The 23,874-nt window shown below is 72.0% G+C and carries 16 protein-coding genes and 1 tRNA gene; 9 read left to right on the top strand and 8 right to left on the bottom strand.

Going from position 1 to position 23,874, the window contains the following annotated elements; all coding sequences use genetic code 11:
• Positions 1–255: 255 nt before the first annotated feature.
• Together BIU91_RS10890 and BIU91_RS10885 are read right to left on the bottom strand one after the other, a co-directional pair.
• Positions 256–726, bottom strand: a complete 471-nt coding sequence (locus BIU91_RS10890; protein ID WP_071405472.1) for a GNAT family N-acetyltransferase — start codon at positions 724–726, stop codon at positions 256–258.
• Positions 727–741: 15 nt separating this feature from the next.
• Positions 742–2,226, bottom strand: coding sequence for an aminopeptidase P family protein (locus tag BIU91_RS10885; protein WP_071405461.1), 1,485 nt, complete (start codon positions 2,224–2,226; stop codon positions 742–744).
• Positions 2,227–2,296: 70 nt separating this feature from the next.
• Between BIU91_RS10885 and BIU91_RS10880 the strand changes: the two genes are divergently transcribed.
• Complete coding sequence (locus BIU91_RS10880) at positions 2,297–3,169, top strand: PHP domain-containing protein (RefSeq protein ID WP_071405460.1); 873 nt, start codon at positions 2,297–2,299, stop codon at positions 3,167–3,169.
• Between the two features lie 156 nt (positions 3,170–3,325).
• Here the strand turns inward: BIU91_RS10880 and BIU91_RS10875 are convergent, their stop codons facing one another.
• Positions 3,326–4,834, bottom strand: a complete 1,509-nt coding sequence (locus BIU91_RS10875) for a DEAD/DEAH box helicase (protein WP_071405459.1) — start codon at positions 4,832–4,834, stop codon at positions 3,326–3,328.
• A gap of 159 nt (positions 4,835–4,993) precedes the next feature.
• On the opposite strand from BIU91_RS10875, the gene BIU91_RS10870 reads away from it, so the two are divergent.
• Entirely contained in the window at positions 4,994–5,707 is a 714-nt protein-coding gene (locus BIU91_RS10870; protein WP_253183738.1) for a ferritin-like fold-containing protein, read from the top strand.
• A gap of 42 nt (positions 5,708–5,749) precedes the next feature.
• Here BIU91_RS10870 and BIU91_RS10865 read toward each other — a convergent pair whose 3' ends face one another.
• Both BIU91_RS10865 and BIU91_RS10860 read right to left on the bottom strand, forming a co-directional pair.
• Positions 5,750–6,046, bottom strand: coding sequence for a hypothetical protein (locus BIU91_RS10865; protein WP_071405458.1), 297 nt, complete (start codon positions 6,044–6,046; stop codon positions 5,750–5,752).
• Between the two features lie 4 nt (positions 6,047–6,050).
• On the bottom strand, positions 6,051–6,275 hold the full coding sequence (locus tag BIU91_RS10860; protein WP_031259670.1) for a DUF3107 domain-containing protein: 225 nt from the start codon (positions 6,273–6,275) through the stop codon (positions 6,051–6,053).
• Between the two features lie 127 nt (positions 6,276–6,402).
• Here BIU91_RS10860 and BIU91_RS10855 point away from each other — a divergent pair, with 127 nt between their 5' ends.
• Both BIU91_RS10855 and BIU91_RS10850 read left to right on the top strand, forming a co-directional pair.
• On the top strand, positions 6,403–9,558 hold the full coding sequence (locus tag BIU91_RS10855) for a UrvD/REP family ATP-dependent DNA helicase (protein WP_171907817.1): 3,156 nt from the start codon (positions 6,403–6,405) through the stop codon (positions 9,556–9,558).
• Entirely contained in the window at positions 9,555–12,854 is a 3,300-nt protein-coding gene (locus tag BIU91_RS10850) for an ATP-dependent DNA helicase (RefSeq protein WP_253183737.1), read from the top strand. The genes BIU91_RS10855 and BIU91_RS10850 overlap by 4 nt, the downstream gene beginning before the upstream one ends.
• Positions 12,855–13,055: 201 nt before the next feature.
• Here the strand turns inward: BIU91_RS10850 and BIU91_RS10845 are convergent, their stop codons facing one another.
• The gene (locus BIU91_RS10845; protein WP_071405457.1) at positions 13,056–14,054 is read right to left on the bottom strand and encodes a phosphotransferase; all 999 of its coding nucleotides are present in this window, start codon (positions 14,052–14,054) and stop codon (positions 13,056–13,058) included.
• Between the two features lie 116 nt (positions 14,055–14,170).
• Here BIU91_RS10845 and nudC point away from each other — a divergent pair, with 116 nt between their 5' ends.
• Complete coding sequence (gene nudC, locus BIU91_RS10840; protein ID WP_071405456.1) at positions 14,171–15,106, top strand: NAD(+) diphosphatase; 936 nt, start codon at positions 14,171–14,173, stop codon at positions 15,104–15,106.
• Positions 15,103–16,869, top strand: coding sequence for an ATP-dependent helicase (locus BIU91_RS10835; protein WP_171907816.1), 1,767 nt, complete (start codon positions 15,103–15,105; stop codon positions 16,867–16,869). Before nudC ends, BIU91_RS10835 begins: the two co-directional genes overlap by 4 nt.
• On the opposite strand, the gene BIU91_RS10830 is transcribed toward BIU91_RS10835, so the two are convergent.
• Together BIU91_RS10830 and BIU91_RS10825 are read right to left on the bottom strand one after the other, a co-directional pair.
• Positions 16,760–17,617, bottom strand: a complete 858-nt coding sequence (locus BIU91_RS10830) for a TOMM precursor leader peptide-binding protein (protein WP_071405455.1) — start codon at positions 17,615–17,617, stop codon at positions 16,760–16,762. The two genes, BIU91_RS10835 and BIU91_RS10830, sit on opposite strands and share 110 nt — an antisense overlap.
• A 60-nt stretch (positions 17,618–17,677) precedes the next feature.
• A complete protein-coding gene (locus BIU91_RS10825; RefSeq protein ID WP_084741096.1) occupies positions 17,678–19,096 on the bottom strand; it encodes a zinc-dependent metalloprotease in 1,419 nt (472 codons plus the stop codon).
• Between the two features lie 152 nt (positions 19,097–19,248).
• On the opposite strand from BIU91_RS10825, the gene BIU91_RS10820 reads away from it, so the two are divergent.
• The 3 genes from BIU91_RS10820 (at position 19,249) to BIU91_RS10810 (ending at position 23,666) form a co-directional block, all read left to right on the top strand.
• Positions 19,249–20,358 (top strand): S16 family serine protease, encoded by a 1,110-nt coding sequence (locus BIU91_RS10820; RefSeq protein ID WP_071405453.1) that lies wholly within the window; start codon positions 19,249–19,251, stop codon positions 20,356–20,358.
• Between the two features lie 165 nt (positions 20,359–20,523).
• On the top strand, positions 20,524–23,526 hold the full coding sequence (locus BIU91_RS10815; RefSeq protein WP_171907815.1) for a UPF0182 family protein: 3,003 nt from the start codon (positions 20,524–20,526) through the stop codon (positions 23,524–23,526).
• Positions 23,527–23,589: 63 nt separating this feature from the next.
• Positions 23,590–23,666: transfer RNA gene (locus tag BIU91_RS10810), tRNA-Met, on the top strand.
• Positions 23,667–23,874: the final 208 nt, after the last annotated feature.

The raw sequence follows: 23,874 nt of genomic DNA, 5'->3' as shown, positions 1-23,874 counted from the left end.
TCGCACGAACTGTCGTCCCCGAGCTCCGCGGGCGGCACTTCGTGCGACCTCGCTGGCCGAGTCCGGACGGTCGGGCGGTCCGGGAGGTCGCAACACCCCGCGCGCACGGCCTCGAGCGGTCAGAGATCGTCGTTCGGCGCCGGCCCAGACGACGGTTCGTGACCGCTCGGCCTCGGGCCGACGGCACGTCGTGACCGAGAGCCGAGCGGGCTCGGGCGCGCACGGCGGGCTTGCGCGCGGGCAGGCTCGGGCCGGCTAGAGGACCTTCGAGAAGCAGACCGACAGGGGCGCCCCGACGTAGGGCCCGAAGTTCGCGATCCGCCGGAACCCCTCGCGCTGGTAGAACCCGACGGCGCGCTGCTGCTCCGTGCCCGTCTCGAGGACGAGCGCCGGGGACCCGAGGTCGAGCGCCGCTTCTTCCAGCCGGCGCAGCAACGCAGCCGCGGCGCCGGACCCGCGGGACTCCGGCCGGACGTACATCCGCTTGATCTCGGCGATGCCGTCGTCGACGATGCGCAGGCCCCCGCAGCCGAGGGGAGTCCCGGACTCGTCGCGTGCGACGAAGAACACCGCGATCGACTCGGCGGTCGGCTTCTCACCCGGTTCGGTGTCGCCGCCGTGCGCCCGGTCGATCTCCAGGCGCTGGGCGGCGCGGAGTCGCTGGGCGTCGGGGGAGTCGAAGTGCTCGACCTCGATCGAGATGGTGTTCGGGGAGGCCTCGGGCATGGTCACCCGATCAGGCTAGCGGCCCGAGCGGGCGATCCACCCCTCCACTTCCGAGGGGGTCCGGGGGATGCCGACCGACAGGTTCTCGGCGCCGTCCTCGGTCACCAGGATGTCGTCCTCGATGCGGACACCGATGCCGCGGAACTCCTCCGGCACGGTCAGGTCGTCCTGCTGGAAGTACAGCCCGGGCTCGATCGTGAAGACCATGCCGGCCTGCACGGTGCCGTCGAGGTACATCTCACGACGGGCCTTCGCGCAGTCGTGCACGTCGAGCCCCAGGTGGTGGCTCGTGCCGTGCACCATGTAACGACGGTGGAACTGGTTGTCCGGCTCGAGCGACTCGGCGGCCGAGACCGGCAGGAAGCCCCACTCGGCGGTCTTGCGCGCGATGACCTCCATCGCGGTGGCGTGCACCTGGCGGAACGTGATGCCCGGCTTGACGATCGCGAACGCGGCGTCGGCTGCCTCGAGCACGGCTTCGTAGACCATCCGCTGCACGGGGGAGAACGTGCCGCTCACCGGGAGCGTGCGGGTGATGTCGGCGGTGTAGAACGAGTCGACCTCGACCCCGGCGTCGATGAGGATGAGGTCGCCCGGCTGTACGGCGCCGTCGTTGCGGGTCCAGTGCAGGATGCAGGCGTGGTGGCCGGAGGCGGCGATGGTGTCGTAGCCCACGGTGTTGCCGTCGGCGCGCGCCCGGCGGTTGAACGTGCCCTCGACGATGCGCTCACCGCGCGGGTGCGCGAGCACGGCGTCGAAGTCGCCGATGACGTCGTCGAACCCGTGCTTCGTGGCGTCGACGGCCTTGCGGAGTTCACGGACCTCGTACGCGTCCTTGACGAGTCGCAGCTCGGACAGGTCACGGGAGAGCAGGTCGTCGGTGGCCGGCGACCCCTCGGTCTCGTCCGCGCCACCGATCGCCGCGCCGATGCGGGCGTCGAGGGAACGGGTCAGGTCGTCGTCGGCTTCACGCACGAGCAGCGCCGACGCGTCGAGTGCGTCGGCGACGGCCGAGAACGCCCCGAGGTCGGCCGTGGCCAGCCCGAGGTCGGCGGCGACGGCGTCGAGCGAGGGGCGCGGCCCGACCCAGAACTCCCCGATCTCGGGGTTGGCGTAGAACTCTTCCGAGTCGCGGCCCGCGGTGGCACGGAAGTACAGCGTGGCGTCGTGGCCGGAGCCGTTCGGCGTCATCACGAGCACGGAGCCGACCACGGTGTCGGTGCCCCAACCGGTCAGGTGCGCGAAGGTGGAGTGCGGGCGGAACGGGTAGTCGCAGTCGTTCGAGCGGACCTTGGCCTGCCCGGCCGGCACCACGATCGTGCGGCCCGGGTGCAGCTCGGAGATGCGCGCGCGACGCTCGGCGGCGAACGCGGCCTGCTCGCGGGGCTCGGGCTGCGCTTCCGAGCGCTCTGCCCACTGCGACCCGATGAAGTCCTTGAAGGTCGAGGACCCGGGGGTCGTGGATCGGTTGCTCGTCGCGCGGGGAGTCGTGTCGGCCATGCGTCCATCATCGCATCGCCCGGGGACACCCGGCCTGTGCGGCCGCTCACCTGTGGATAGCATTGGCCACGTGCCAGACCCGTTCATCGACCTGCACGCGCACTCCAGTGTCTCCGACGGCACCGAGCGTCCCGCGGAGCTCGTCCGAGCGGCCGCGGCCGCCGGACTCGACGCCGTCGCGCTGACCGACCACGACACGACCGCGGGGTGGGCGGACGCCACGGCCGCGGCGCACGAGCTGCCCCTGACCCTGCTGCCGGGCCTCGAGCTGAGCACCCGCATCGGCTACCGCAGCGTGCACGTGCTCGGCTACCTGGTGGACCCCGAGCACCCCGGACTGGTCGAGGAGACGACCCGCATCCGCGACGGCCGGCTCTCCCGCGCGCACCGCATGGTCGACCGCATCGCCGAGGACCACCCGATCACCTGGGCGGACGTCCTGGCCCAGTCCAGCCCCGGTGCCACGATCGGCCGTCCGCACATCGCCGACGCCCTGGTCGCCCGCGGGCTCGAGTCCGACCGGTCCGCGGCGTTCCGCGGCATCCTGCACCCGGCGTCCGGCTACTACGAACCCCACGAGGCACCGTCGCCCCTGCGCGGCGTCGAACTCATCCGGCAGGCCGGCGGCGTGCCCGTCATCGCGCACCCGGCGGCGTCCTCGCGCGGCATCGTCATCGACGAGCCGATGCTCCGCGACCTGGTCGACGCCGGGCTCGGCGGGCTCGAGGTCGACCACCGCGAGAACCTGGCACACGGCAAGCGCACCCTGCTCGACTGGGCGACGCGCTACGGCCTGTTCGTCACCGGTTCGAGCGACTACCACGGCACCGGCAAGCCGAACCGGCTGGGGGAGCACCGCACCGCACGCGTCTCCTTCGACGCGATCGTGTCCGAGGCGACGGGCAGCGCCCCCGTGGTCGGACCCGGCTCGCGCCTGTCCTGACCGCAGACCGAGCGACTGGCCACTGAGTCTTCGTCCTGGCCGACAGTCCACGCGTCGGCGTCCGCGTGAACTGTCGCTGCGCGCGTGACGCCGGTCCGCGGGTGGAGACGACGAAGGGCCCGTCGCGTCAGCGACGGGCCCTTCGGTCTGGAGGCGCTACTCGCCGTCCGACGTACCCTGCGGTGCCGAGGCGGTCGCCGAGGCATCGCCGGTGCCGGCTCCGCGACGGCGGCGACGGCGACGACGCTTCGCGGCGCCGTCGGTGGTGGAACCACCTTCGACGGCCGAGCCGTCCTCGGTGCCCGCCGCGGTGGTGGGGGCGACCGACTCGGTGGCCGGAGCCTGCGGGGCGGACTGCTCCGAGCCTCCTGACCGGGTGCGGCTGCGCGACCGCGAACGCGACGCGTCACGCGAACCCGAGGCCGGGCGGTCGCTGGTGCGCTTCTCGACGGGGGCGCCAGCCGAGGCGGCGTGCGACGACGAGCCGGGCAGACGGCCCTTGGTGCCCTTGGGGATGTCGAGTTCCTCGAACAGGTGGGGCGACGACGAGTAGGTCTCGACGGGCTCGGGGATGCCGAACTCGAGGGCCTTGTCGATCAGCGTCCACTTGTGCAGGTCGTCCCAGTCGACGAACGTGACCGCGATACCGGTCTTGCCGGCGCGGCCCGTGCGGCCGGCGCGGTGCAGGTACGTGTCCGGGTCGTCCGGGATCGTGTGGTTGATCACGTGCGTGACGTCGTCGACGTCGATGCCGCGGGCGGCGACGTCGGTGGCGATGAGCACGTCACGCTTGCCGGCCTTGAACGCCGCCATCGCGCGCTCGCGCTGCTCCTGGTTGAGGTCGCCGTGCACCGCTGCGGCGTTGAACCCGCGGTCCTTCAGTTCCTCGACGAGCTTCGCCGCGGCACGCTTGGTGCGGGTGAAGATCACGGTCTTGCCGCGGCCCTCGGCCTGGAGGATGCGGGCGATGACCTCGTCCTTGTCCAGGGAGTGCGCACGGTAGATGAGGTGCTTGATGTTGGCCTGCATGAGGCCCTCGTCCGGGTCGGTCGCCCGGATGTGCACCGGACGGCTCATGAACCGGCGGGCGAGGGCGACGATCGGCGCGGGCATCGTCGCAGAGAACAGCATCGTGTGCCGCACCTCGGGGACGGCCTGGAAGATGCGCTCGATGTCCGAGAGGAACCCGAGGTCGAGCATGCGGTCGGCCTCGTCGAGCACGACCTCCTGCACGTGGGAGAGGTCGAGGAGCCGCTGCCGCTGCAGGTCGATGAGTCGCCCGGGCGTGCCGACGACGATCTGGGCGCCGGCCTTGAGCTGCTCCACCTGGCCCTCGTAGGCCTTGCCGCCGTAGATCGAGACGACCGTGGTCGGGCGGTTCGATGCCGCGAGCTCGAGGTCCTCGGTGACCTGGACCGCGAGTTCACGGGTCGGGACGACGACGAGCGCCTTCACGCCGTGCGCCGGGTCGGCACCGAGTCGCTGGATCAGCGGCAGGCCGAAGCCGAGCGTCTTGCCGGTACCCGTCTTGGCCTGGCCGATGATGTCCTGGCCGGTCAGGCCGAGCGGGATGGTCTGTTCCTGGATCGGGAAGGGCTCGATGATGCCCTTGCCGGCCAGTGCATCGACGATGTCCTGGTCGATGTTGAGGTCTGAGAAAGTCAAAGAATCACCTTAGTTCTGGTGGAAGTCCGGGCCAGTCTACCGACGGGGCCGTCCTCCGGGGCGCGGCGGGGTGCTTCGGGGAGTCGGGCGGTCCGGTCCGGGCGCCGAGCGGGGCGACCGGCGGGTCCCACGGGGCGCGCCCTCTATGCTGGTCGGGTGGTGTCGTGGTGGAACCGGAAGCGCGCGGCGCAGCTCGCTGCAGCATGGCTCGCGTCGCGGAACCCGCGCGGAGCTGCGCAGGTCAAGCGGCTCGCGCTCGACGACGTCACCCCCGAGCTCGACGTCTACCTGGGGCAGGCCGCATACCTGCAGCTCTCCGTCTACGAGACGATGGGACGAGCCGGTGCTTCGGCACCGACGCTCTCCGGCCGTCTGGTCACCGGGGTCCTCGCGACCACGGCGCTCGAGCGGCACCGCACGATCGTGGCCGAGATCGAGCGCAGCGGCGGAGACCCGGCGGCGCTGATGGCCCCGCACCGCGAGGCGATCGACCTGTTCCTCGAACGGACGAGCGGCGCCGACTGGTACGAGTCGATGCTGACCGGCTACGTGACGGCCGGCATCCTGAACGACCTGTTCGGCAACCTGCTCCGCTCCCTGCCAACGGACGTGCGGCAGCGACTGCGGTCGGTGTTCGACGCGCGCGAGGAAGCAGCGGTCGTCGAGGAGCTGACGGCTCACATCGAGAACGACCCGCGGATCGGTTCGCGTCTGGCGATGTGGGGACGACGTCTGGTGGGCGACACCCTGCTCGTCGCCCGGTCGGCGCTGGCGTCGCACGCCCGAGAGGACCAGGAGCGGCTCGAGCCGGTCTGGACCGAACTCATCGCCGCGCACACCCGACGGATGGACGCGCTCGGTCTGACGGCCTGAGCGGTCGAGCGTCAGGCGCCGCGCGTCTGAGTTGCTCGAGCGTCAGGCGCCGCGCGTCTTGAGCTGCTCGTAGTACTCGGCGTCGCGCTTGTCGCGCTGCGTGCCGAGGAGCCACTCGACGACGACGACGACCACGCCGGACCCCACGAGGGCCACGACCCAGATCCAGGTGCCGTCGTACCGCCACCCGGCCCAGGTCAGCGCTTCCCAGAGCACTGCTGCGGCGATGCCGCCGACCGCTGGGCCGACGAGCACGCCACGGTTCGACCGCCACGGCAGGATCACGTGCGCGACCGCACCGATGATGACGCCGCCGAGGACGGCGAAGAGCAGTTCCACGTCGTCAGGCGACGAAGCCGATGCGCCGTGCCTCTTCCGCGCCGACCTCGACGTACGCCAGGGCCGAGACGGGGACGATGAAGCGACGGCCCTTGTCGTCCTGCAGCGACAGGTGCGTCGACTTGGCGGTGAGCGCCTCGGACACGGCCTTCTCGACCTCGTCCGCGGTCTGGGCGGTCTCGAAGGCGATCTCGCGGGGGCTGTTGATGATGCCGATCTTGATGTCCACGAGCACAGCGTATCCGAGCGGTCCCGTGCGGCATCGGGCGTTCGCCGCGGGCGCACTCCACGGCGTGACGACCGGTGCCCCGCGCGTCCGCAGCGGTGCTGTCGGCGGTCCTGGGTACCGTACGAGCGTGCCGCAGACCATGCTGATGCCCGCTCCCGAGGACACCGGGTTCGCGCGCGCACTGGTCGACGACCCCTCGCAGGCCGCGGTGCTCGCGTTGCCGGACGGCCGTCACGCCGCGGTGATCGGTGCGCCGGGCAGCGGCAAGACGACCACGCTCGCACGGCTCGTCGCAGACCGGCTGTCCCGTCCCGACGCGATCACCCCCGACGGCCACGCGACGGTGCTCGCCCTGACCTCGGCGCGGACGGCCGCGACGGCGCTGCGTGACCGGCTCGCTCGGGCGGTCGACCGGGTCGTGCCGGGTGCCCTTGCACGCACCGTGAACTCGCTGGCGTTCCAGATCGTCACCCACGCGGCGTCGGTACAGGGGCAGGAACCCCCGACGCTGCTGACCGGTGGGGAGCAGGACCGGATCATCGCCGACCTGCTCGCCGGCCACGAACTCGACGGAGCCGGACCGACCTGGCCCGACCCCATCACCGCCGTCGTCCGTGAGCGAGCGGGGTTCCGCACCGCCCTGCGCGACGTCATGATGCGTGCGGTGGCCGCCGGCGTCGAACCCGACGACATGCGGGAACTCGGCGACGAGCTCGGACGGCCCGAGTGGCGGGCCGTCGGGGACTTCGTGGACGACTACCGCGCATCGGTCACCGCGTTCCGGCCGACCGGGCTCGACTCCGGCGAACTCGTGGCGTACGCCACCGCCGCGGTGCTGCGGCACGAGCTCCCCGCGAGCATCGCCGCCCTGCGCCTGGTCGTGGTCGACGACACGCAGGAACTGGTGGAGGGTGAGATCGCGCTCCTCGGGGCACTCGCGCGCTCCGGCGTGCAGGTCGTGGCCTTCGGCGACCCGGACATCGCCGCCTCGGCGTTCCGCGGCGCCGAACCGGACGTGCTCGGTCGACTGGCCGTGCGCCTCGGGGTGGACCGCGTCGACGAGCTGTTCCTCGGCGCGGTGCACCGGCACCCCGCGCCGATCCGTGCCCTGGTCACCGGCGTCACGGGTCGCATCGGCACCGCGGCGGCCGGTCGGCAGCGCAGCGCGTCGGCAGGCGACCAGGATGCGCGGTCCGACGCCGTCGTGCACCTCGAGGCCGCCAGCCGGTCCGCGCTCGTCGTGGCGATCGCCCGTCGACTGCGCGAACACCGCCTGCTCGACGGCGTGCCGTGGCACCGGATGGCCGTGGTCACCCGGAGCGGTGCTGCCATCCCCGAACTCGTCCGGGCACTCTCCGTGGCCGAGGTCCCGGCGACCGCCGGTGCCGCGCCCGTCCGTCCGCGCGACGACTCCGCGGCGCGGGCGCTGCTCGACGCGGCTGCGGTGGCGCTCGACGTCCTGCCGCTCGACGCCGCCCTGGCCACCGCGTTCGCCACGGGGCCCCTCGGAGGCCTCGACACCCTGGCGATGCGTCGGCTCCGGCTCGCCCTGCGGCGCGAGGAACTCGCGGGCGACGGCAGCCGCACCGCCGACGAACTGCTGGTCGATGCCCTGGGCGCACCGGAGCGCCTGGCGACGGTGGACGCCGGGTTCGCACGACGAGCGACCCGGCTGGCCCGGAGCCTGGTGCAGGCGCGTGCCGACGCCCAGGCGGGATCGAGCATCGAGGAGATCCTCTGGGGCCTCTGGGAACGCAGCGGTCTCGCGAAGTCATGGGGCGCCCAGTCCGCCGCCGGTGGGGTCGGCGCCGGGGAAGCCGACCGGCACCTGGATGCCGTCGTCGGCCTGTTCACCGCCGCCAAGCGCTTCGTCGAGCGCACGCCGGACGCCCCCGCGCGGGTCTTCGTCGACGACCTGCTCGGCGCCGACCTGCCCGAGGACTCGATCGGCCCCGACCGGACCGCCGGCCGGGTGCGGGTGCTGACGCCCTCGGCGACGATCGGGCTCGAGTGCGACGTGGTCGTGGTGCTCGGTCTGCAGGACGGCGTCTGGCCCAACACGCGGGTGCGCGGCAGTCTGCTCGACCCGGACGGACTGGTCCGCGCCGCCGCCGGGGTCGAGCGTTCGCCCATCGACGACCGTGCCGCCGTGGTCGCCGACGAACTCCGGCTGTTCGCCCGGGCCGTCTCGCGCGCCACCACCCAGGTCGTCATCGGCACGGTCGCGAACGACGACGAGTCGCCGTCACCCTTCGTCCGACTCGTCCCGGTGCCGCCGGACCGTCAGCCAACCGTCCACCCGCTGTCCCTGCGTGGGCTCGCCGGCTCGCTGCGCCGCCGGGTGGTGGGCTCCGGCGACCACGAGGCCGCGTCCGCCCTGGCCCGCCTGGCCGAGGCCGAGGTCCCCGGGGCGGCTCCGGACGAGTGGTACGGGCTCGCCGAACCGACCACGAACGACCCCCTGGTCGACCTCGACGCCGAGCCCGCGCCCGAGGTCGAGGGCGGCGAGCCCGTCGCCCCGGCCGTGTCGGTGTCGCCGTCGCGGATCGGCACCTTCGAGGAGTGCCCGGTGCACTGGTTCGCGCAGACCTTCGGCGGCGGTGCCCCGAGCCCGGCGATGGGCATCGGCACGATCGTGCACGAAGCGATGGAGCACGCCACCGAGATCGACGTCGAGTCGCTGTGGGAGCGGGTCGAGGCCCGGTGGGACGAGCTCACGTTCGAGTCGCCCTGGGTCGCCGACCGCGAACGTGCCCGGACCCGGCGGATGATCGAGGGGCTGAGCGACTACCTCCGCACCTTCGCCAGCGCCGGCCGTCGACTGCTCGGCGCCGAGACCTCGTTCGCGCTCGTGACCGGGCCCGCCCGGATCCGGGGGAGCATCGACCGCATCGAGGTCGACCCCGAGGGGCGGGTGAGCGTCGTCGACCTGAAGACCGGCCGTTCGATGCCCAGCGAGAAGAACGACATGCCGGAACACCCGCAGCTCGGGGCCTACCAACTCGCGGTCGAGGACGGCGCGGTCGAGGGCGTGCCGGCCGGGTCTCCGATGACCGACGCCCGGCTGGTCTTCGTCCAGAACCCCCGCGGCGGACAGGCGTACTCCGAGCGGACGCAGCACGCGTTCGACGCCGAGGCGCGCGAGGCCTACCGCGAGCGGTTGCACGGGGTGGCGCGGGGCATGGCCGGACGCACGTTCGTGGCGAACGTGGACGACCACTGCGAGAAGGCCCGGACCGGGGTCGAGTGCCGGATCCACGTGGTGGCGGAGGTGACCTGGTGAGCGACACGACCGACACGGCGGACACGACCGACACGGGTGACGCGACCGGCACGGCTGCTGCTGCTGCGGACGGCACGGTTGCCGCTGCACCGTCCGTCATCCGGCACGGCGCCGACGCCATCGCCGACGCCCTCGGCCGCCCTCGTCCCACCGCCCAACAGCGCGCCGTCATCGAGTCACCGCTCGTGCCGGCGCTGGTCGTCGCCGGTGCCGGCAGCGGGAAGACCGAGACGATGGCCTCGCGCGTCGTCTGGCTGCTGGCCAACGGACTCGTCCGCCCCGACGAGGTCCTCGGCCTGACCTTCACCCGCAAGGCCGCCGGCGAGCTGTCCGTCCGCATCAACGACCGCATCCGCGCGCTCGAGGACGTGGGGTTGATCACCCCCGGTGACGCCTTCGAGGCACCCACCGTCTCGACGTACAATGCCTTCGCCAACGCGGTCTTCCGCGAGAACGCCCTGCTCGTCGGGCGTGACGGCGAGTCCCAGGTGCTGACCGAACCGTCGGCCTGGCAGCTCGCCCGTCGGGTGGTGGTGGCCGCCCGCGACGACCGGCTCGCCGGACTCGACCGCGACGTCGACACCCTGACCGCAGCCGTGGTCGCGCTCGCCGGTGCCACCTCGGAACACCTCGTCGAGCCGGAGGACCTGCGCCGGTTCGCGATCGAGTTCTCGGAGCTGCTCGAACTCCCCGGCAACCGCGGCAAGCCGTACAAGGCGATCACCGACGCGGTCGCCGCGATCGGCGCCCTCGAACCCCTGGCCGACCTGGTCGCCGAGTTCCGACGACAGAAGGTCGACCGCGGGTTCGTGGAGTTCTCCGACCAGATCGCCCTCGCGCTCGCCGCGGCCGAGTCGGCCCCACGCGTCGTCACGGACCTGCGGAGCCGGTACGGGGTGGTGCTCCTCGACGAGTACCAGGACACCTCGGTCGTGCAGACCCGGTTCCTCGCCCGGCTGTTCCGCGGGCACTCGGTGATGGCGGTCGGCGACCCGCACCAGTCGATCTACGGGTTCCGTGGTGCGAGCGCCGCGAACCTTGCCCGGTTCCCGCACGACTTCGGCGGCGACGAACCCGGCGTGGCCGAACCCGTCACCTTCGCGCTGTCGACCAGCTGGCGGAACCCGGTGGACGTGCTCGCGGGGGCGAACGCGATCGTGTCGCCGCTGTCCGAGGCGTCCGAGGTCGACGTCGAACGGCTCTCCCCCCGGCCGGGTGCGGACGCCGGCACCGTGCGGGTGGTGTTCCCCGAGACCCTGCCGGAAGAGGCCGACGAGGTCGCGGCGTGGTTCCAGGATCACCGCAGGCAGAACCCGGCGGGCTCGATGGCGCTGCTGCTGCGGGCTCGGAAGGACCTCGCGGCGTTCACGGCGGCGCTCGGTGCCCGTGGGGTGCCGTACCACGTGCTCGGCACCGGGGGCCTGCTCCAGCGTCCGGAGATCGTCGACCTGGTGGCGTGCCTGCGCGTGCTGCACGACCCGGCGGCCGGCAACGACCTGATCCGGCTGCTCGCGGGTGCCCGGTGGCGGGTCGGGGCGGCGGACATCGTCGCCCTGCACCAGCTCGCCCGGTGGCTGTTCCAACGTGATCACACCCAGCAGCGGCTGGACGACGACCTGACCGCGGCCTTCCGTGCATCGGTTGCTGCCGGGGAGCACGGGTCGATCGTCGACGCGCTCGACTTCGTCGCGACCGCACCCGACGAGCACGGCGCGCTCGAGGGCATCACCCCCGCGGGTCGCAGCCGGATGCGTGCGCTCGGCGGGCAGCTCGCGATGCTCCGCTCACGCGCGGGGAGCGACCTGGTCGACTTCGTGACGCTCGTCGTGCAGGAGATGCGACTCGACATCGAGGTCGCCGCGCACGAACAGGGCAGCGGCGCGTACCTCGACGCCTTCATCGACGAGCTCGCCGGTTTCGTGTCGACCGACGACCGCGCCGACCTCGGTTCGTTCCTCGGGTGGATCGACGCCGCAGCCCGACGGGACGACATGGGCCCGCGGTCCGAGGAGCCTGAGGCCGGCACCGTGCAGATCCTGACGATCCACGGGTCCAAGGGGCTCGAGTGGGACGCCGTCGCAGTGCCCCGGATGGTCGAGGGCGGCCTGCCGGCGCGTCCGCAGGAGGGCTCGTCCGGCTGGCTCGGGTTCGGCCGACTGCCGTACGAGTTCCGTGGAGACGCCGCCGAGCTGCCGCGACTCGCATGGCGCGGGCAGGAGACCCAGAAGGACGTCACCACGGCGATCGACGCCTTCAAGGAACAGGTGAAGGCCCGCAACGAGGACGAGGAACGCCGGCTGACCTACGTCGCCCTGACCCGTGCCAAGCACGACCTGCTGGTGTCCGGCTCGTTCTGGGCGGGCGGAGTCCGACCCACCGAGCCGAGCCGATACCTGCGCGACCTGGTGGACGCCGGCGTCATCGACGGTGCGGCGATCCCGGAGACGACGGTGCACGACGAGAACCCGATGGGGGAGAGCGGCGCGACCCAGACCTGGCCGCACGTGCCGTTCGGGGAGCGTGCGCCGCGGGTCCTGGCTGCCGCCGAGCGGGTGCGGAACGCGAACCCCGGTGCTGCGGGGCGCTTCGCTGCGGACATCGACCTGCTGCTGGCCGAACGGCACGCCACCCGGAACGCGAAGCACGCGGTCGCCGTCCCGCACAGGGTCCCGGCGTCGGGCTTCAAGGACTACCTGACCGAACCCGACTCCGTGGCCGAGCGGCTCCGCCGGCCGATGCCGGAGCGCCCGTACCGGGCCACACGGCTCGGCACGCTGTTCCACCAGTGGGTGGAACAGCGGGCACGGAGCGGCGGCGCGCTCGAGACGCTCGACGTGTGGGACGGCGAGCTCGACCTCGATGCCGACGACCTCGCTGATTCGTCGCCGGACGCCGTGGTCACCGCCGACGATGCCCGTCGCCTCGCGGACTTCCAGGCGACGTTCGCTGGCTCACGGTGGGCCGGGCTGACGCCGATCGAGGTCGAGCGCGAGATCCACATCCCGTTCCTCGGCCACAGCGTCGTCTGCAAGCTCGACGCCGTGTACGAGATCGACGGGCGCGCCGAGGTGGTCGACTGGAAGACGGGCAAGGCGCCGTCGGGGGTGGACGACCTGGCCCGCCGCACCCTGCAGCTCGCGTTGTACCGCGTCGCCTACGCCGAGTTCACCGGGCGGCCGCTCGACCAGGTCGACGCGGTGTTCTACTTCGTCGCCGACGACTTGGAGGTCCGTCCGACCGAGCTGCTCGACCGCGCCGGACTCGAGCGCGCGTGGTCCGAGGCCGTCGGCCGCTGACGTCCCGTCGTCGCGCGGAAGGCGCGCCGCGCCCGTCGCGCGTGCTGCGCCCGTGTCGCGCTCCGCCCTGGAGGCCCGGTGCCGGTCCGCCGGACCCGCGCCGGGCCTCCAGGCGGTCGCGTCCACGACTCCTACCGCACGTTGATGAGCAGGAATGGTCGGGTGCGCCGCAGCGACCCGACCATTCCTGCTCACGAAGCGTCAGCCGTGGCGGCGTTCGGTGGAGGACAACAGCTGCTCCACCTCGCCGATCTTCATCGTCTCGGGTGACACGGACTGCAGTGGTTCCGCACTCGGGGCGTGCACCGCGTCGACCAGGCGGTGCATCATCGCGACGGCGTCGTCGACGACCTCGGTGCTCTTCGCCTGGACGCCGTGCAGCAGCCAGTGCGCCGTCTCGAGTTCGTGGTGCACGCGTGCACGCTGTGCGAGCTGGCGGTCGCGTCCGCCGCCGTTCGCCTCGTAGGCGCTGAGGACGGTGTCGAAGGCGTCGCGGCGGCCGGCGAGCACCCAGGCGAGGTCCTTCGCCGGGTCGCCGAGCCGCAGCTCGCCCCAGTCGAGGATCCCGGTCACCGCGTCGCCGTCGACGAGCAGTGCGCCGGTGCCGAGCGAACCGTGCACGACGGTCGGCGTGAACTGCCAGAGCTGCTGGTCGCGGGCGGCACCCTCCCAGCGTTCGACGAGCGCGGCGGGGACGAGCTTGGTCGCCACGGCGCGGTCCATCACCGAGACGGCGGACCGGAGCACCTCGAACGGCGTGAGCGACGGCAGGCCGGCGTCGGAGACGAAGCTCGTCGGCAACTGGTGGATCGAGGCGAGGGCACGGCCGACGCCGGTGGCGAGGTCGGGGCGCTCGACGAGCGACGCGAGGGTCGGGTGGGCCCCGGCCAGCCGCGTCGTGACGATGGCGCGCGTCGACCCGATCGGCGCCTGGCCGCGGTACTCGGCGACGCCGAACGGCAGGCGCGTGCGGATGCCGGCGCTCAGCGCGCGGATGGCGACGAGGTCGGCCGACTGCCGCGCCTCGGCGCGCTGGTTCCGGGGGCGGCGGATGACGATCTCGGTGCCGTCGGCGTCGCGGAGGAGCGCCGACTCGTAGTCGCCGGCCGCGGCCGAGCCGAGCGTGCGCGTGCCCGTGACGAGGAGACCTGGAACGGCCGTCGTCGCCAACGCGGCTAGAGTGAACTGGGATCCCGCCATGCCCCTCAGGGTAGGCGCGTGTCGCGTGCACGGCTGCACGCCACGCTGTTCGGCGGCCCGCACGCCCACCGCAGGTCTCCTGCACGTCCGCACCCGATCCGAGGAGCTCTCCCGCCGTGACCGTCGAGTTCGCCGCCCGGCTCCCGCTCTCCCGCAACGAACTCGACCGCGACGCCGAGTTCCGCACGACCGACGACGTCGAGCGGGTCCTGCGCGAGGACGAGCACACCCGGTACCTGCCGGTGCGTGGTGCCGAGATGCTCCGGAACGCCGACGGCACCCTGCGCTTCGTGACCGCGACGGAGATCCCGGTCGACACCGTGACCCTGTACCTCGGCCGTGCGGTGTCGGACGCCGCCGATGCCCCGGCGGGTACCCGCTTCGTCGCCGCCCTGATCGACAGCGCGACGGCGACCGCCATCGAACCCGACGACGACGCCTGGCAGAGCCTCCGGATGTTCGGCACCGAGCTCTCGCCGCGCGACCAGGGCCTGGCGGTCGAAGCCGTCGCGATGGCCAACTGGCACGCCGTGCACGGCTTCTCGCCGCGCACCGGCTCACCCACCGCCGTCGTGAGCGGCGGATGGGTCCGCCGCGACCCCGAGGGACACGACCTCTTCCCGCGTACGGACGCGGCGATCATCGTCGGGGTCGTCGACGCCGACGACCGGATCCTGCTCGGTTCCAACGCCGCGTGGGACGCCGACCGGTACTCGCTGCTGGCCGGGTTCGTCGAGCCGGGGGAGTCGCTCGAGGACGCCGTCCGCCGCGAGGTCTGGGAGGAGTCCGGCGTCCGTGTCGAGGAGCCCGAGTACCTCGGCTCGCAGCCGTGGCCGTTCCCGGCGTCGCTGATGGTGGGCTTCCGTGCCCGCGCAGCCGGCGGTGACCCGACGACCGCCCGCCCCGACGGCGTGGAGATCCTGGACGTCCGGTGGTTCTCGCGCGACGAGATCCGCGAGCGCGCCGGCGACACCCTGCTGCTGCCGGGACGCACCTCGATCGCCCGCGCCATCATCGAGGAGTGGTACGGCGGGCCGCTGGACCTGCCGTGAGCGTCACCGGTCCGCGCGGTGCAACGGGTGCCGGGGCAGTCGAACCCCGGCCGCCCTCGCCCGACGAACTGCTCGCCGCGCTCGACGCCGAGCAGCGGACGGTCGCCCGCACCCTGCTCGGTCCGGTCGCCGTGCTCGCCGGCGCCGGGACGGGAAAGACCCGCGCGATCACGCACCGGATCGCCTACGGCGTCGCCACCGGGACCTACGCGCCAAACCACGTCCTCGCGCTGACGTTCACGACCCGTGCCGCCGGCGAACTGCGGTCGCGCCTGCGCGCGCTCGGGGCCGGGACGGTCCAGGCGCGCACCTTCCACGCCGCCGCGATGGCGCAGCTCAGCTACTTCTGGCCGGACACCGTCGGCGGGCACGCCCCCAAGATCGTCGAGTCCAAGGGGCGGATGATCGCCCACGCCGCGGACACGGTCGGCATGAACGTCGACACCCCGGTGCTCCGCGACCTGGCCGCCGAGGTCGAGTGGCGCAAGGTGCAGATGCTCTCGCTCGACGAGTACGAGGCCGCCGCCGCCGACCGGGTGATGCCGCGCGACACCACGCCGCGCCGGGTCATCGACCTGATGAAGGCGTACGAGCGACTGAAGGACGACCGGCGGCAGCTCGACTTCGAGGACGTCCTGCTGGCGACCCTCGGCATGGTCGAGTCCGAGCCCCGCGTGGCGTCGTACGTGCGGCAGCAGTACCGGTTCTTCGTCGTCGACGAGTACCAGGACGTCTCGCCCGTGCAGCACGACCTGCTGCGGGCCTGGCTGGGCGGCCGTGACGACCTGTGCGTCGTCGGCGACGCCAGTCAGACCATCTACTCGTTCGCCGGCGCCTCGAGCGACTACCTGCTCGGGTTCGGCTCGGAGTTCCCTCGCGGGTCGGTCCTGCGCCTCGAGCGGAACTACCGCTCCACCCGCGAGGTCGTGTCCGCTGCCAACACGCTGATGCGCGGCCAGCCCGGCGCGCTCGACCTGGTGGCCCAGAGCCAGGAACCGGGCCCGGAACCGGAAGTGCTGGCCTGCGTCCACGACGGCGACGAGGCACAGACCATCGCCCGGCGCATCGCCGAGCTCGTCGGGGCCGGAGCGTCCTACGGGGACTGCGCCGTGCTCTTCCGCGTCGGGGCGCAGTCCGCTGCGCTCGAGTCCGCCCTCGGCCGGAACGGCATCCCGTACCGCGTGCAGGGCGGCACCCGGTTCTTCAACCGCCCGGAGGTCAAGCTCGCCGTCCACCACATGCGCGGCGAGGCGATCCGGCAGACCGACGACGAGCTGACCCGACGGGTCCGGCTGGTGCTGCAGGTCAGCGGCTGGACGGAGACGCCGCCGGAGGGCACCGGCGCAGTCCGTGAGCAGTGGGAAGCGCTGCAGGCGATCATGGGCCTGGCCGAGGACGCCCCCGCCGGCACGACGATGCAGCAGTTCACCCAGGACCTGGTGGACCGTGCGGCGACGCACCACGAGCCCGAGGTCGATGCCGTCACGCTCGCGACGCTGCACTCGTCGAAGGGTCTGGAGTGGCCGCACGTGGTCATCGCAGGCGCAGCCGAGGGGCTCCTGCCGATCTCGCACGCGTCGACCGACACCGAGGTGGACGAGGAACGACGCCTGTTCTACGTCGGGCTGACCCGAGCCCGCCGTTCCGTCACGATCACGTGGTCGCAACAGGGCTCCACGCGTGGGGGAGCCCGGGCTCCGAGTCGGTTCCTGGAAGCGCTCGGCACGCGCACCGCGGATGGGGTCGGACCGGCCAACGGCTGACCGACAGGTCGTCACGCTCGAAGACGAGCTGGTCGGGCTCGGCCCGTTGCGTCCGGAGCGGGAGCCGTTCCAGCAGCATCCGCGTCGTGGCGGCGGCCACCGCCGCCGCCCGCCACGGTGACAGCGGTGCCGGGCGCCGCCCCCACACCTGAGCGGCGATGGCCGGCCAGGCCGGGTCGTCGTCGACACGTGCGTACTCAGCGCACTGGAGGCACGGCCCGGCCCCCGGCACGACGAACGGACCGAGACGGACGCGTCCGTCGCCGACGACGACCGCCAGGTGCGGCACACCCCGGCGGGTCCACGCGGCGCGGAGCGCCGGGTCGACGACGTGGTCGGCCACCACCACGGCCAGGCGTGGTTCGGGCTCGGGCAGCACGATCGGCCCTCCGGCGGGCGCGGTGGTGCGGCTGACCGTCACGCCCTCGCCGGACAGGAACGTCGCCACGGCGTCGGCGAGGACACCGGTGCCGTGCACCTCGATGCGTTCGAGCGGCTCGGGCAGGACCTCGACCACCGCGGGCGACGCGGCCCCGAGCACACCGGCAGCACGTTCCGGCGAGCACCCCGACGCGGCCGCCAGGCCTGCCAGCACGTCGTGGCCGGTCTCGCGTCGCAGACCGTTGAGGAACCGTTCTTCCCCCGTGGTGGGCACCGCGACGATCGCGCGTGGAGGATCGACCCCGAGCTGGACCGTGGCGGGGTCACGCCAGACGAACTCGAGCGTCGGATCGATGCGGATGCCCATGACCCCACGGTGCCGGAGTGCGCGGCACGCGTGGGGTCACCAGGAGGATCTGTGGAGAACTCAGCGGGGCTGGTCGCCCGTGTCGTTCCCGGGCTCGTCGCCCGCTCCACCCTCGGTGTCGTCGGCCACGCGGCCGGACTCGTCCTCGTGCGGACGCGCACCGGTCGAGTCGTTCAGCAGGTCCTCGAGGGCCTTGTCGAACGCGTCGTCCTCGTCGGTCTGGGACGGGTTCCGCAGCCGTGCGACGAGGGCATCGGGTGCGTCGACGTCGTCCGAGGTCGGCACCAGGTCGAAGTGCGACCAGAGGGCGTCACGCTGTTCGGCCCCGAGCTCGTCCGTCACCCGCTGCCACATAGCGGCAGCTTCACGCAGACGACGCGGACGCAGCTCGAGCCCGACGAGTGTCGCGAACGCCGACTCGGCCGGGCCGCCGGCCGCACGGCGACGGCGCACCATCTCGGCGATCGCTCCGGCCTTGGGGAGACGGACGGTGGCCGCGGCGGTGACCGTGTCCACCCAGCCCTCGACCAGGGCGAGCATCGTCTCGAGTCGGGCGAGCGCGGCGTCCTGCTCGGCGGTCCGCGGCGGGATGAGGGCACCCGAGGCGAGTGCGTCGCGCAGCTGCTCCTGGTTGGTCGGGTCGATGTCGGCCGCGAGTTCCTCGACGCGGTCGAAGGGGATGTGGATGCCCCGCGCGTAGTCCGTGATGGACGAGATGATGTGCAGCCGGAGCCACCGTGCCGACCGGAAGAGCCGGGCGTGGGCGAGTTCGCGGACCGCGAGGTAGATGCGGACCTCGTCCTCGGAGACGTCGAGGCCCTCGGCGAACTCGGCGACGTTCTGGGGCAGGAGTGCTGCGACCTGCTCGTCGAGGAGCGGCACGCCGACGTCACCGCCGGACACGACCTCCTTCGACAGCTGCCCGACGACCTGGCCGAGCTGGATCGCGAACAGCGCCCCGCCGATGCCGCGCATCGCCTTCGAGACGTCGCCGAGCATCGCCTTGAGCTGCTCGGGAGCACGCTGGTCGATCGCCTCGGTCAGGGCATCGGCGATGCTGAAGGCCACCGGCTCGGCGATCTGCGTCCACACCGGGACGGTCGCCTTGGCCCACTGCTCACGCGTGTAGAGACTCGGGGTCGCGGTCAGCTCGGCGACGGTCGTGACCTCGTCGAGCCACAGCGCGGCGACCTGGAACGCCTGGTCGGCCGCCTGCGAGGTGGCCGGGTCGACGGGGTGGCCGCCGTCCCGAGCGATCGCGCTGGCGCGTTCCGCGGTGGCCGAGAAGTCGATGCCGTCACCGCCGGACTGCGCGGCACGCTGGAGCTGGCTCATCAGGTTCGCCACGGAGGCCGGGTCGTTCGGCAGACCGGCGGCACCGGCGAGCTGCGACGGGTCGATCTGCCCCTCGCCCGAGAGCAGCTTGCGCAGCATCTCCTGGAAGTCGTCGTCCGGCCCCGGCTGTGGTTCATCAGGCATGCCGACTACGCTAATCGCTGCTCACGGGGCCGCACCTGGGATGCCCCCGTGGGAACGCCCGAAGCGCTGCGCCCAGGGCGAACAGCCCCGTCGTGAGACGCGGACGACCACCCTGCCGCCAGGCGCGGGTGCCCACCTCGGAAGGACCCCGCGTGACCCTCTTCGCCCCCGCGCCCCGTCGTCGCTCGCGTGCCCGGACCGTCGGTTGGGCGTTCCTGATCGGCGCGGTCGTGCTGGGACTGCTGGCGAGCCTGCTGCCCAGCCCGTACCTCATCGAGGTCCCCGGGCCGGTCTACAACACGATCGGCACGCAGGAGCAGGGGACGGGCAAGGACGCGAAGGACGTCAAGCTCATCCAGGTGTCGGGCCACGAGACGTACCCGACGGCCGGCGCCCTCGACATGCTCACCGTCGGCATCCAGGGCGACGCCACGAACCGCCCGTCGTGGACGAGCGTGATCCGCGCGATCTTCACCAGGTCGCGGGCGGTGATCCCGGTCGAGGCGATCTACCCGAGCGGCACCACGACCGAGCAGGTGAACGAGCGGGACTCCGCCGACATGCAGGCGTCGCAGCAGTCGGCCGTCGCCGCCGCGCTCATCCAGCAGGGGAACGACCTGCCCACGGAACTCGAGGTCAGCGCCGTGCAGGAGGGCTCAGCCGCCGACGGCGCGATCGAGAAGGGCGACGTCATCACGGCGTTCGACGGCAAGTCGCTCACGACCAACGCCGACGCGGTGAGCCTGCGCGAAGCCGTCGCGCAGCACGGCACCTCGAGCCCCGCGACCGTCACCGTCGAACGGGACGGCGCGACGAAGGACGTCCGGGTGACGCCGCGCAGCGAGCAGGGCACGGCGCTGCTCGGGGTCGGCGTCACCGAGCGCTACGAGTTCCCCTTCAAGGTGTCGATCCGCCTGCAGGACGTCGGCGGTCCGTCCGCCGGCATGATGTTCGCGCTCGGGATCATCGACGAGATCACGCCGGGCAAGCTGAACGGCGGCAAGCACGTCGCGGGCACCGGCACGATCACGGCGGCCGGCGAGGTCGGCCCCATCGGCGGGATCCGGCAGAAGCTCTACGGCGCCGCGGACGCGGGCGCCACGGTGTTCCTCGCCCCCGCGGACAACTGCGACGAGGTCGTCGGGCACGTGCCGGACGGGCTCGACGTCTACAGCGTCTCCACGCTCGACCAGGCCGTCACCGACCTGCAGACGATCGCCGACGGCGGGAGCGCCGCGAAGCTCGCCCGCTGCGGGTCCTGACCCGCTCCTGAGCCCCCGTACAGGTTCACGCTCGGTCCGGTCCCATAGGATCAGTGTCACTGACGGCCCGCCGCGAGCCGGGCCCGCCGGTCCGACACGTCTGGAGCACATCAAGTGACGACAACCTCGTCCACCTCGGGGCGGCGTTCGCCGCGGGTCCCCATCGTGGTCACGATCATCGTGCTGGCCGCACTGGTGATCGCCTTCTTCATCTTCGCCAGCCTGTACACCGACTACGCGTGGTTCGCGCAGCTCGGTTTCCAGCAGGTCCTCACCACCCGGTGGATCGCCGGGACCCTGATGTTCCTGGCGGGCTTCCTCGGCATGGCGGTCCCGGTCTTCGTGAGCATCGCGCTCGCGTTCCGGTTCCGGCCGGTCTACGCGAAGCTCAACTCGCAGCTCGACCGCTACCAGCAGGTCATCGAGCCGCTGCGGCGCGCCGTGATGATCGGCATCCCCGTGGTCCTCGGCATCTTCGCCGGGCTCTCGACCGCGGGCCGCTGGAGCATGGTCCTCGAGTACTTCAACCGCACGCCGTTCGGCAAGACCGACCCGCAGTTCGGACTGGACATCGGGTTCTACGTGTTCGAGCTGCCGTTCTGGCGCTCGATCGTGGCCTACTCGTCGGCCGTCGTCCTCATCGCCGGTCTCGCCGCACTCGCGGCGAGCTACCTCTACGGAGCGCTCCGCTTCGGTGGTCGTGAGGTCCGGATCTCCCGTGCTGCGCGCATCCAGCTCGCGGTCACGGCGGCGCTCTACATCGCGCTGCAGGCCGTCAGCCTCTGGCTCGACCAGTACGCGGCGCTGACGAAGTCGAACTCGCTCATCACCGGTGCCCAGTACACCGACGTCAACGCGGTCATCCCGGGCCGCGAGATCATGGCGGGCATCGCGGCGATCGTCGCGCTGCTCTTCATCGTCACGGCGGTCATCGGTCGCTGGCGCATCTCGATCGTCGGCACGGGCCTGCTGCTCGTCGCCGCGATCGTCGTCGGCGGCATCTACCCGTGGGTCGTCCAGCGTCTGCAGGTGAAGCCCTCGGAGCGCACCTTCGAGTCCGCCTACATCGAGCGGAACATCAAGGCCACGCGAGACGCCTACGGTGTCGCCGGTGTCGAGGAACAGAACTACGACGCCACGACCGAGACGAGCTCGGGTGCGCTCGCGAAGGACGCGCAGACCACGGCCAACATCCGTCTCATCGACCCGAAGATCGTCTCCGACACGTTCAGCCAGCTGCAGCAGTACCGGCAGTACTACCAGTTCCCGAAGGAGCTGGACGTCGACCGCTACGACGTCAAGGGCGAGACCGAGGACACCGTCATCGCGGTCCGCGACATCGACCTCGCCGGACTCAGCTCGGCCGCGAACACGCAGTACAACCGGGCGTTCGTCTACACCCACGGCTACGGCGTCACCGCGGCCTACGGCAACCAGCGCGCGAGCGACGGCAAGCCGGTGTTCCTCGAGTCCGGCATCCCGTCGAACGGTGCACTGGGCGACTTCCAGCAGCGCGTGTACTTCGGTGAGACCTCGCCGCCCTACTCGATCGTGGGTGCTCCGAAGGGCACGAAGGACGTGGAGCTCGACTACCCGTCCGGTTCCGACGACGACAACGGCGGCAACGCGACCACCACCTACGCCGGCGACGGCGGTCCGAGCCTCGGCAACTTCTTCAACCGGCTCGTCTACGCCGCGAAGTTCCAGTCGGAGCAGATCCTGCTCTCGAACGCGGTGAACAAGGACTCGCAGATCCTCTACGACCGCGACCCGATCACCCGCGTGCAGAAGGCGGCGCCGTACCTGACCGTCGACAGCGACGCCTACCCGGCGATCGTCGACCACCGCATCCAGTGGGTGGTGGACGGCTACACCACGAGCGACGCGTACCCGTACTCGCAGAGCCAGAGCCTGTCGGACAGCATCGCCGGCGCCGAGTCTTCGACGTACCGCACCGACCAGGTGAACTACATCCGGAACTCGGTGAAGGCCACCGTCGACGCCTACACGGGCAAGGTGACGCTGTACACGTGGGACACGAAGGACCCGGTCCTGAAGACGTGGCAGAAGATCTTCCCGACGTCGATGAAGCCGGTGTCGAGCATGAGCGCCGAGCTCCTCGACCACGTGCGGTACCCGACGGACCTGTTCAAGGTGCAGCGCTCGATCCTCGGTACCTACCACGTGACCAACGCCAACTCGTTCTACTCGGGCGACGACGCGTGGAACACCCCGCAGGAACCGACCAGCACGGCGACGTCGGACAGTGACGCCGACACCGCGGCGACGTCGACGAACGCGCTCGGCGCGCAGACGACGACGACCGCCAACAGGGCGAACCTGCAAGACCCGTACTACCTGACGATGAAGGTGCCGGGGCAGGGGACGGCGTACTCGCTGTACACGACCTACATCCCGCAGCAGTCGGCCGGGGCGAACAACCGCAACGTGCTGACCGGCTACCTGGCGGTGAACTCCGACGCGGGTGGTGCCGGCAAGGGCGAGAAGGCGTCGGGCTACGGCAAACTCACGCTGTTGACGATGCCGAAGACCGACAACATCCCGGGCCCGGGGCAGGTGCAGAGCCTCTTCAACGGTGACTCGACCGTGTCGCAGGAGCTCAACATCCTGAAGCGGGGCAACTCGACCGTGAAGCAGGGCAACCTGCTCACGCTGCCGGTCGGCGGTGGGTTCCTCTACGTGCAGCCCGTCTACGTCCAGTCGACCTCGAGTGGTTCGTACCCGTTGCTGCAGAAGGTCCTCGTGGCCTTCGGGGACAAGATCGCGTTCGAGGACACCCTCGACGAGGCGCTGAACTCGCTGTTCGGCGGCGACTCCGGTGCCGCGGCTGGCGACTCCGGCGCGAGCGGCAGCGGTTCCGGTAGCGGTTCCGGTTCCGGTTCCGGTTCCGACAGCGGATCCGGCTCCGACACGGGGTCCGGTTCCGACACGGGTTCCTCGGGCTCCGGATCGACCGGCTCGACCGGCTCGACGGGTTCCGGCTCGACCGACAACGACGCTCTGCAGGAGGCCCTGGCCGACGCCAAGGCAGCCCTGCAGGACCGCCAGGAGGCCTACGCCGACAACGACCTGGTCGCCGCGGCGGAAGCCGACCAGCGCCTCCAGGACGCGATCGAGGCCGCCACGGCAGCCGAGAACGGCAACTGACACACCGTGGCGGGGCACTCGATTTGTGTCCCGCCACGGCCCCGTGTAGGCTTCTAAACGTGCCGCGGGGTGGAGCAGTTCGGTAGCTCGCTGGGCTCATAACCCAGAGGTCGTAGGTTCAAATCCTGCCCCCGCAACCAAGCGTCACATGAAGGCCCCGGTCCAACAGGACCGGGGCCTTCTTCGTGTCCCCACCGCGAGACGCCCAGCCACGAGACGCGAGACGCCCGGCGCAGGACGCCCGGCGCAGGACGCCCGGCGCAGGACGCCCAGCGCAGGACGCCCAGCGGAGGACGCCCAGCGCAGGACGCCCAGCGCAGAACGCCCCGCCGCAGGCCCGCCCGCCGC

The organism is Curtobacterium sp. MMLR14_002, assembly GCF_001864975.1.
Lineage (GTDB): Bacteria > Actinomycetota > Actinomycetes > Actinomycetales > Microbacteriaceae > Curtobacterium > Curtobacterium flaccumfaciens.
This window is presented reverse-complemented; position numbering and strand designations above follow the sequence as displayed.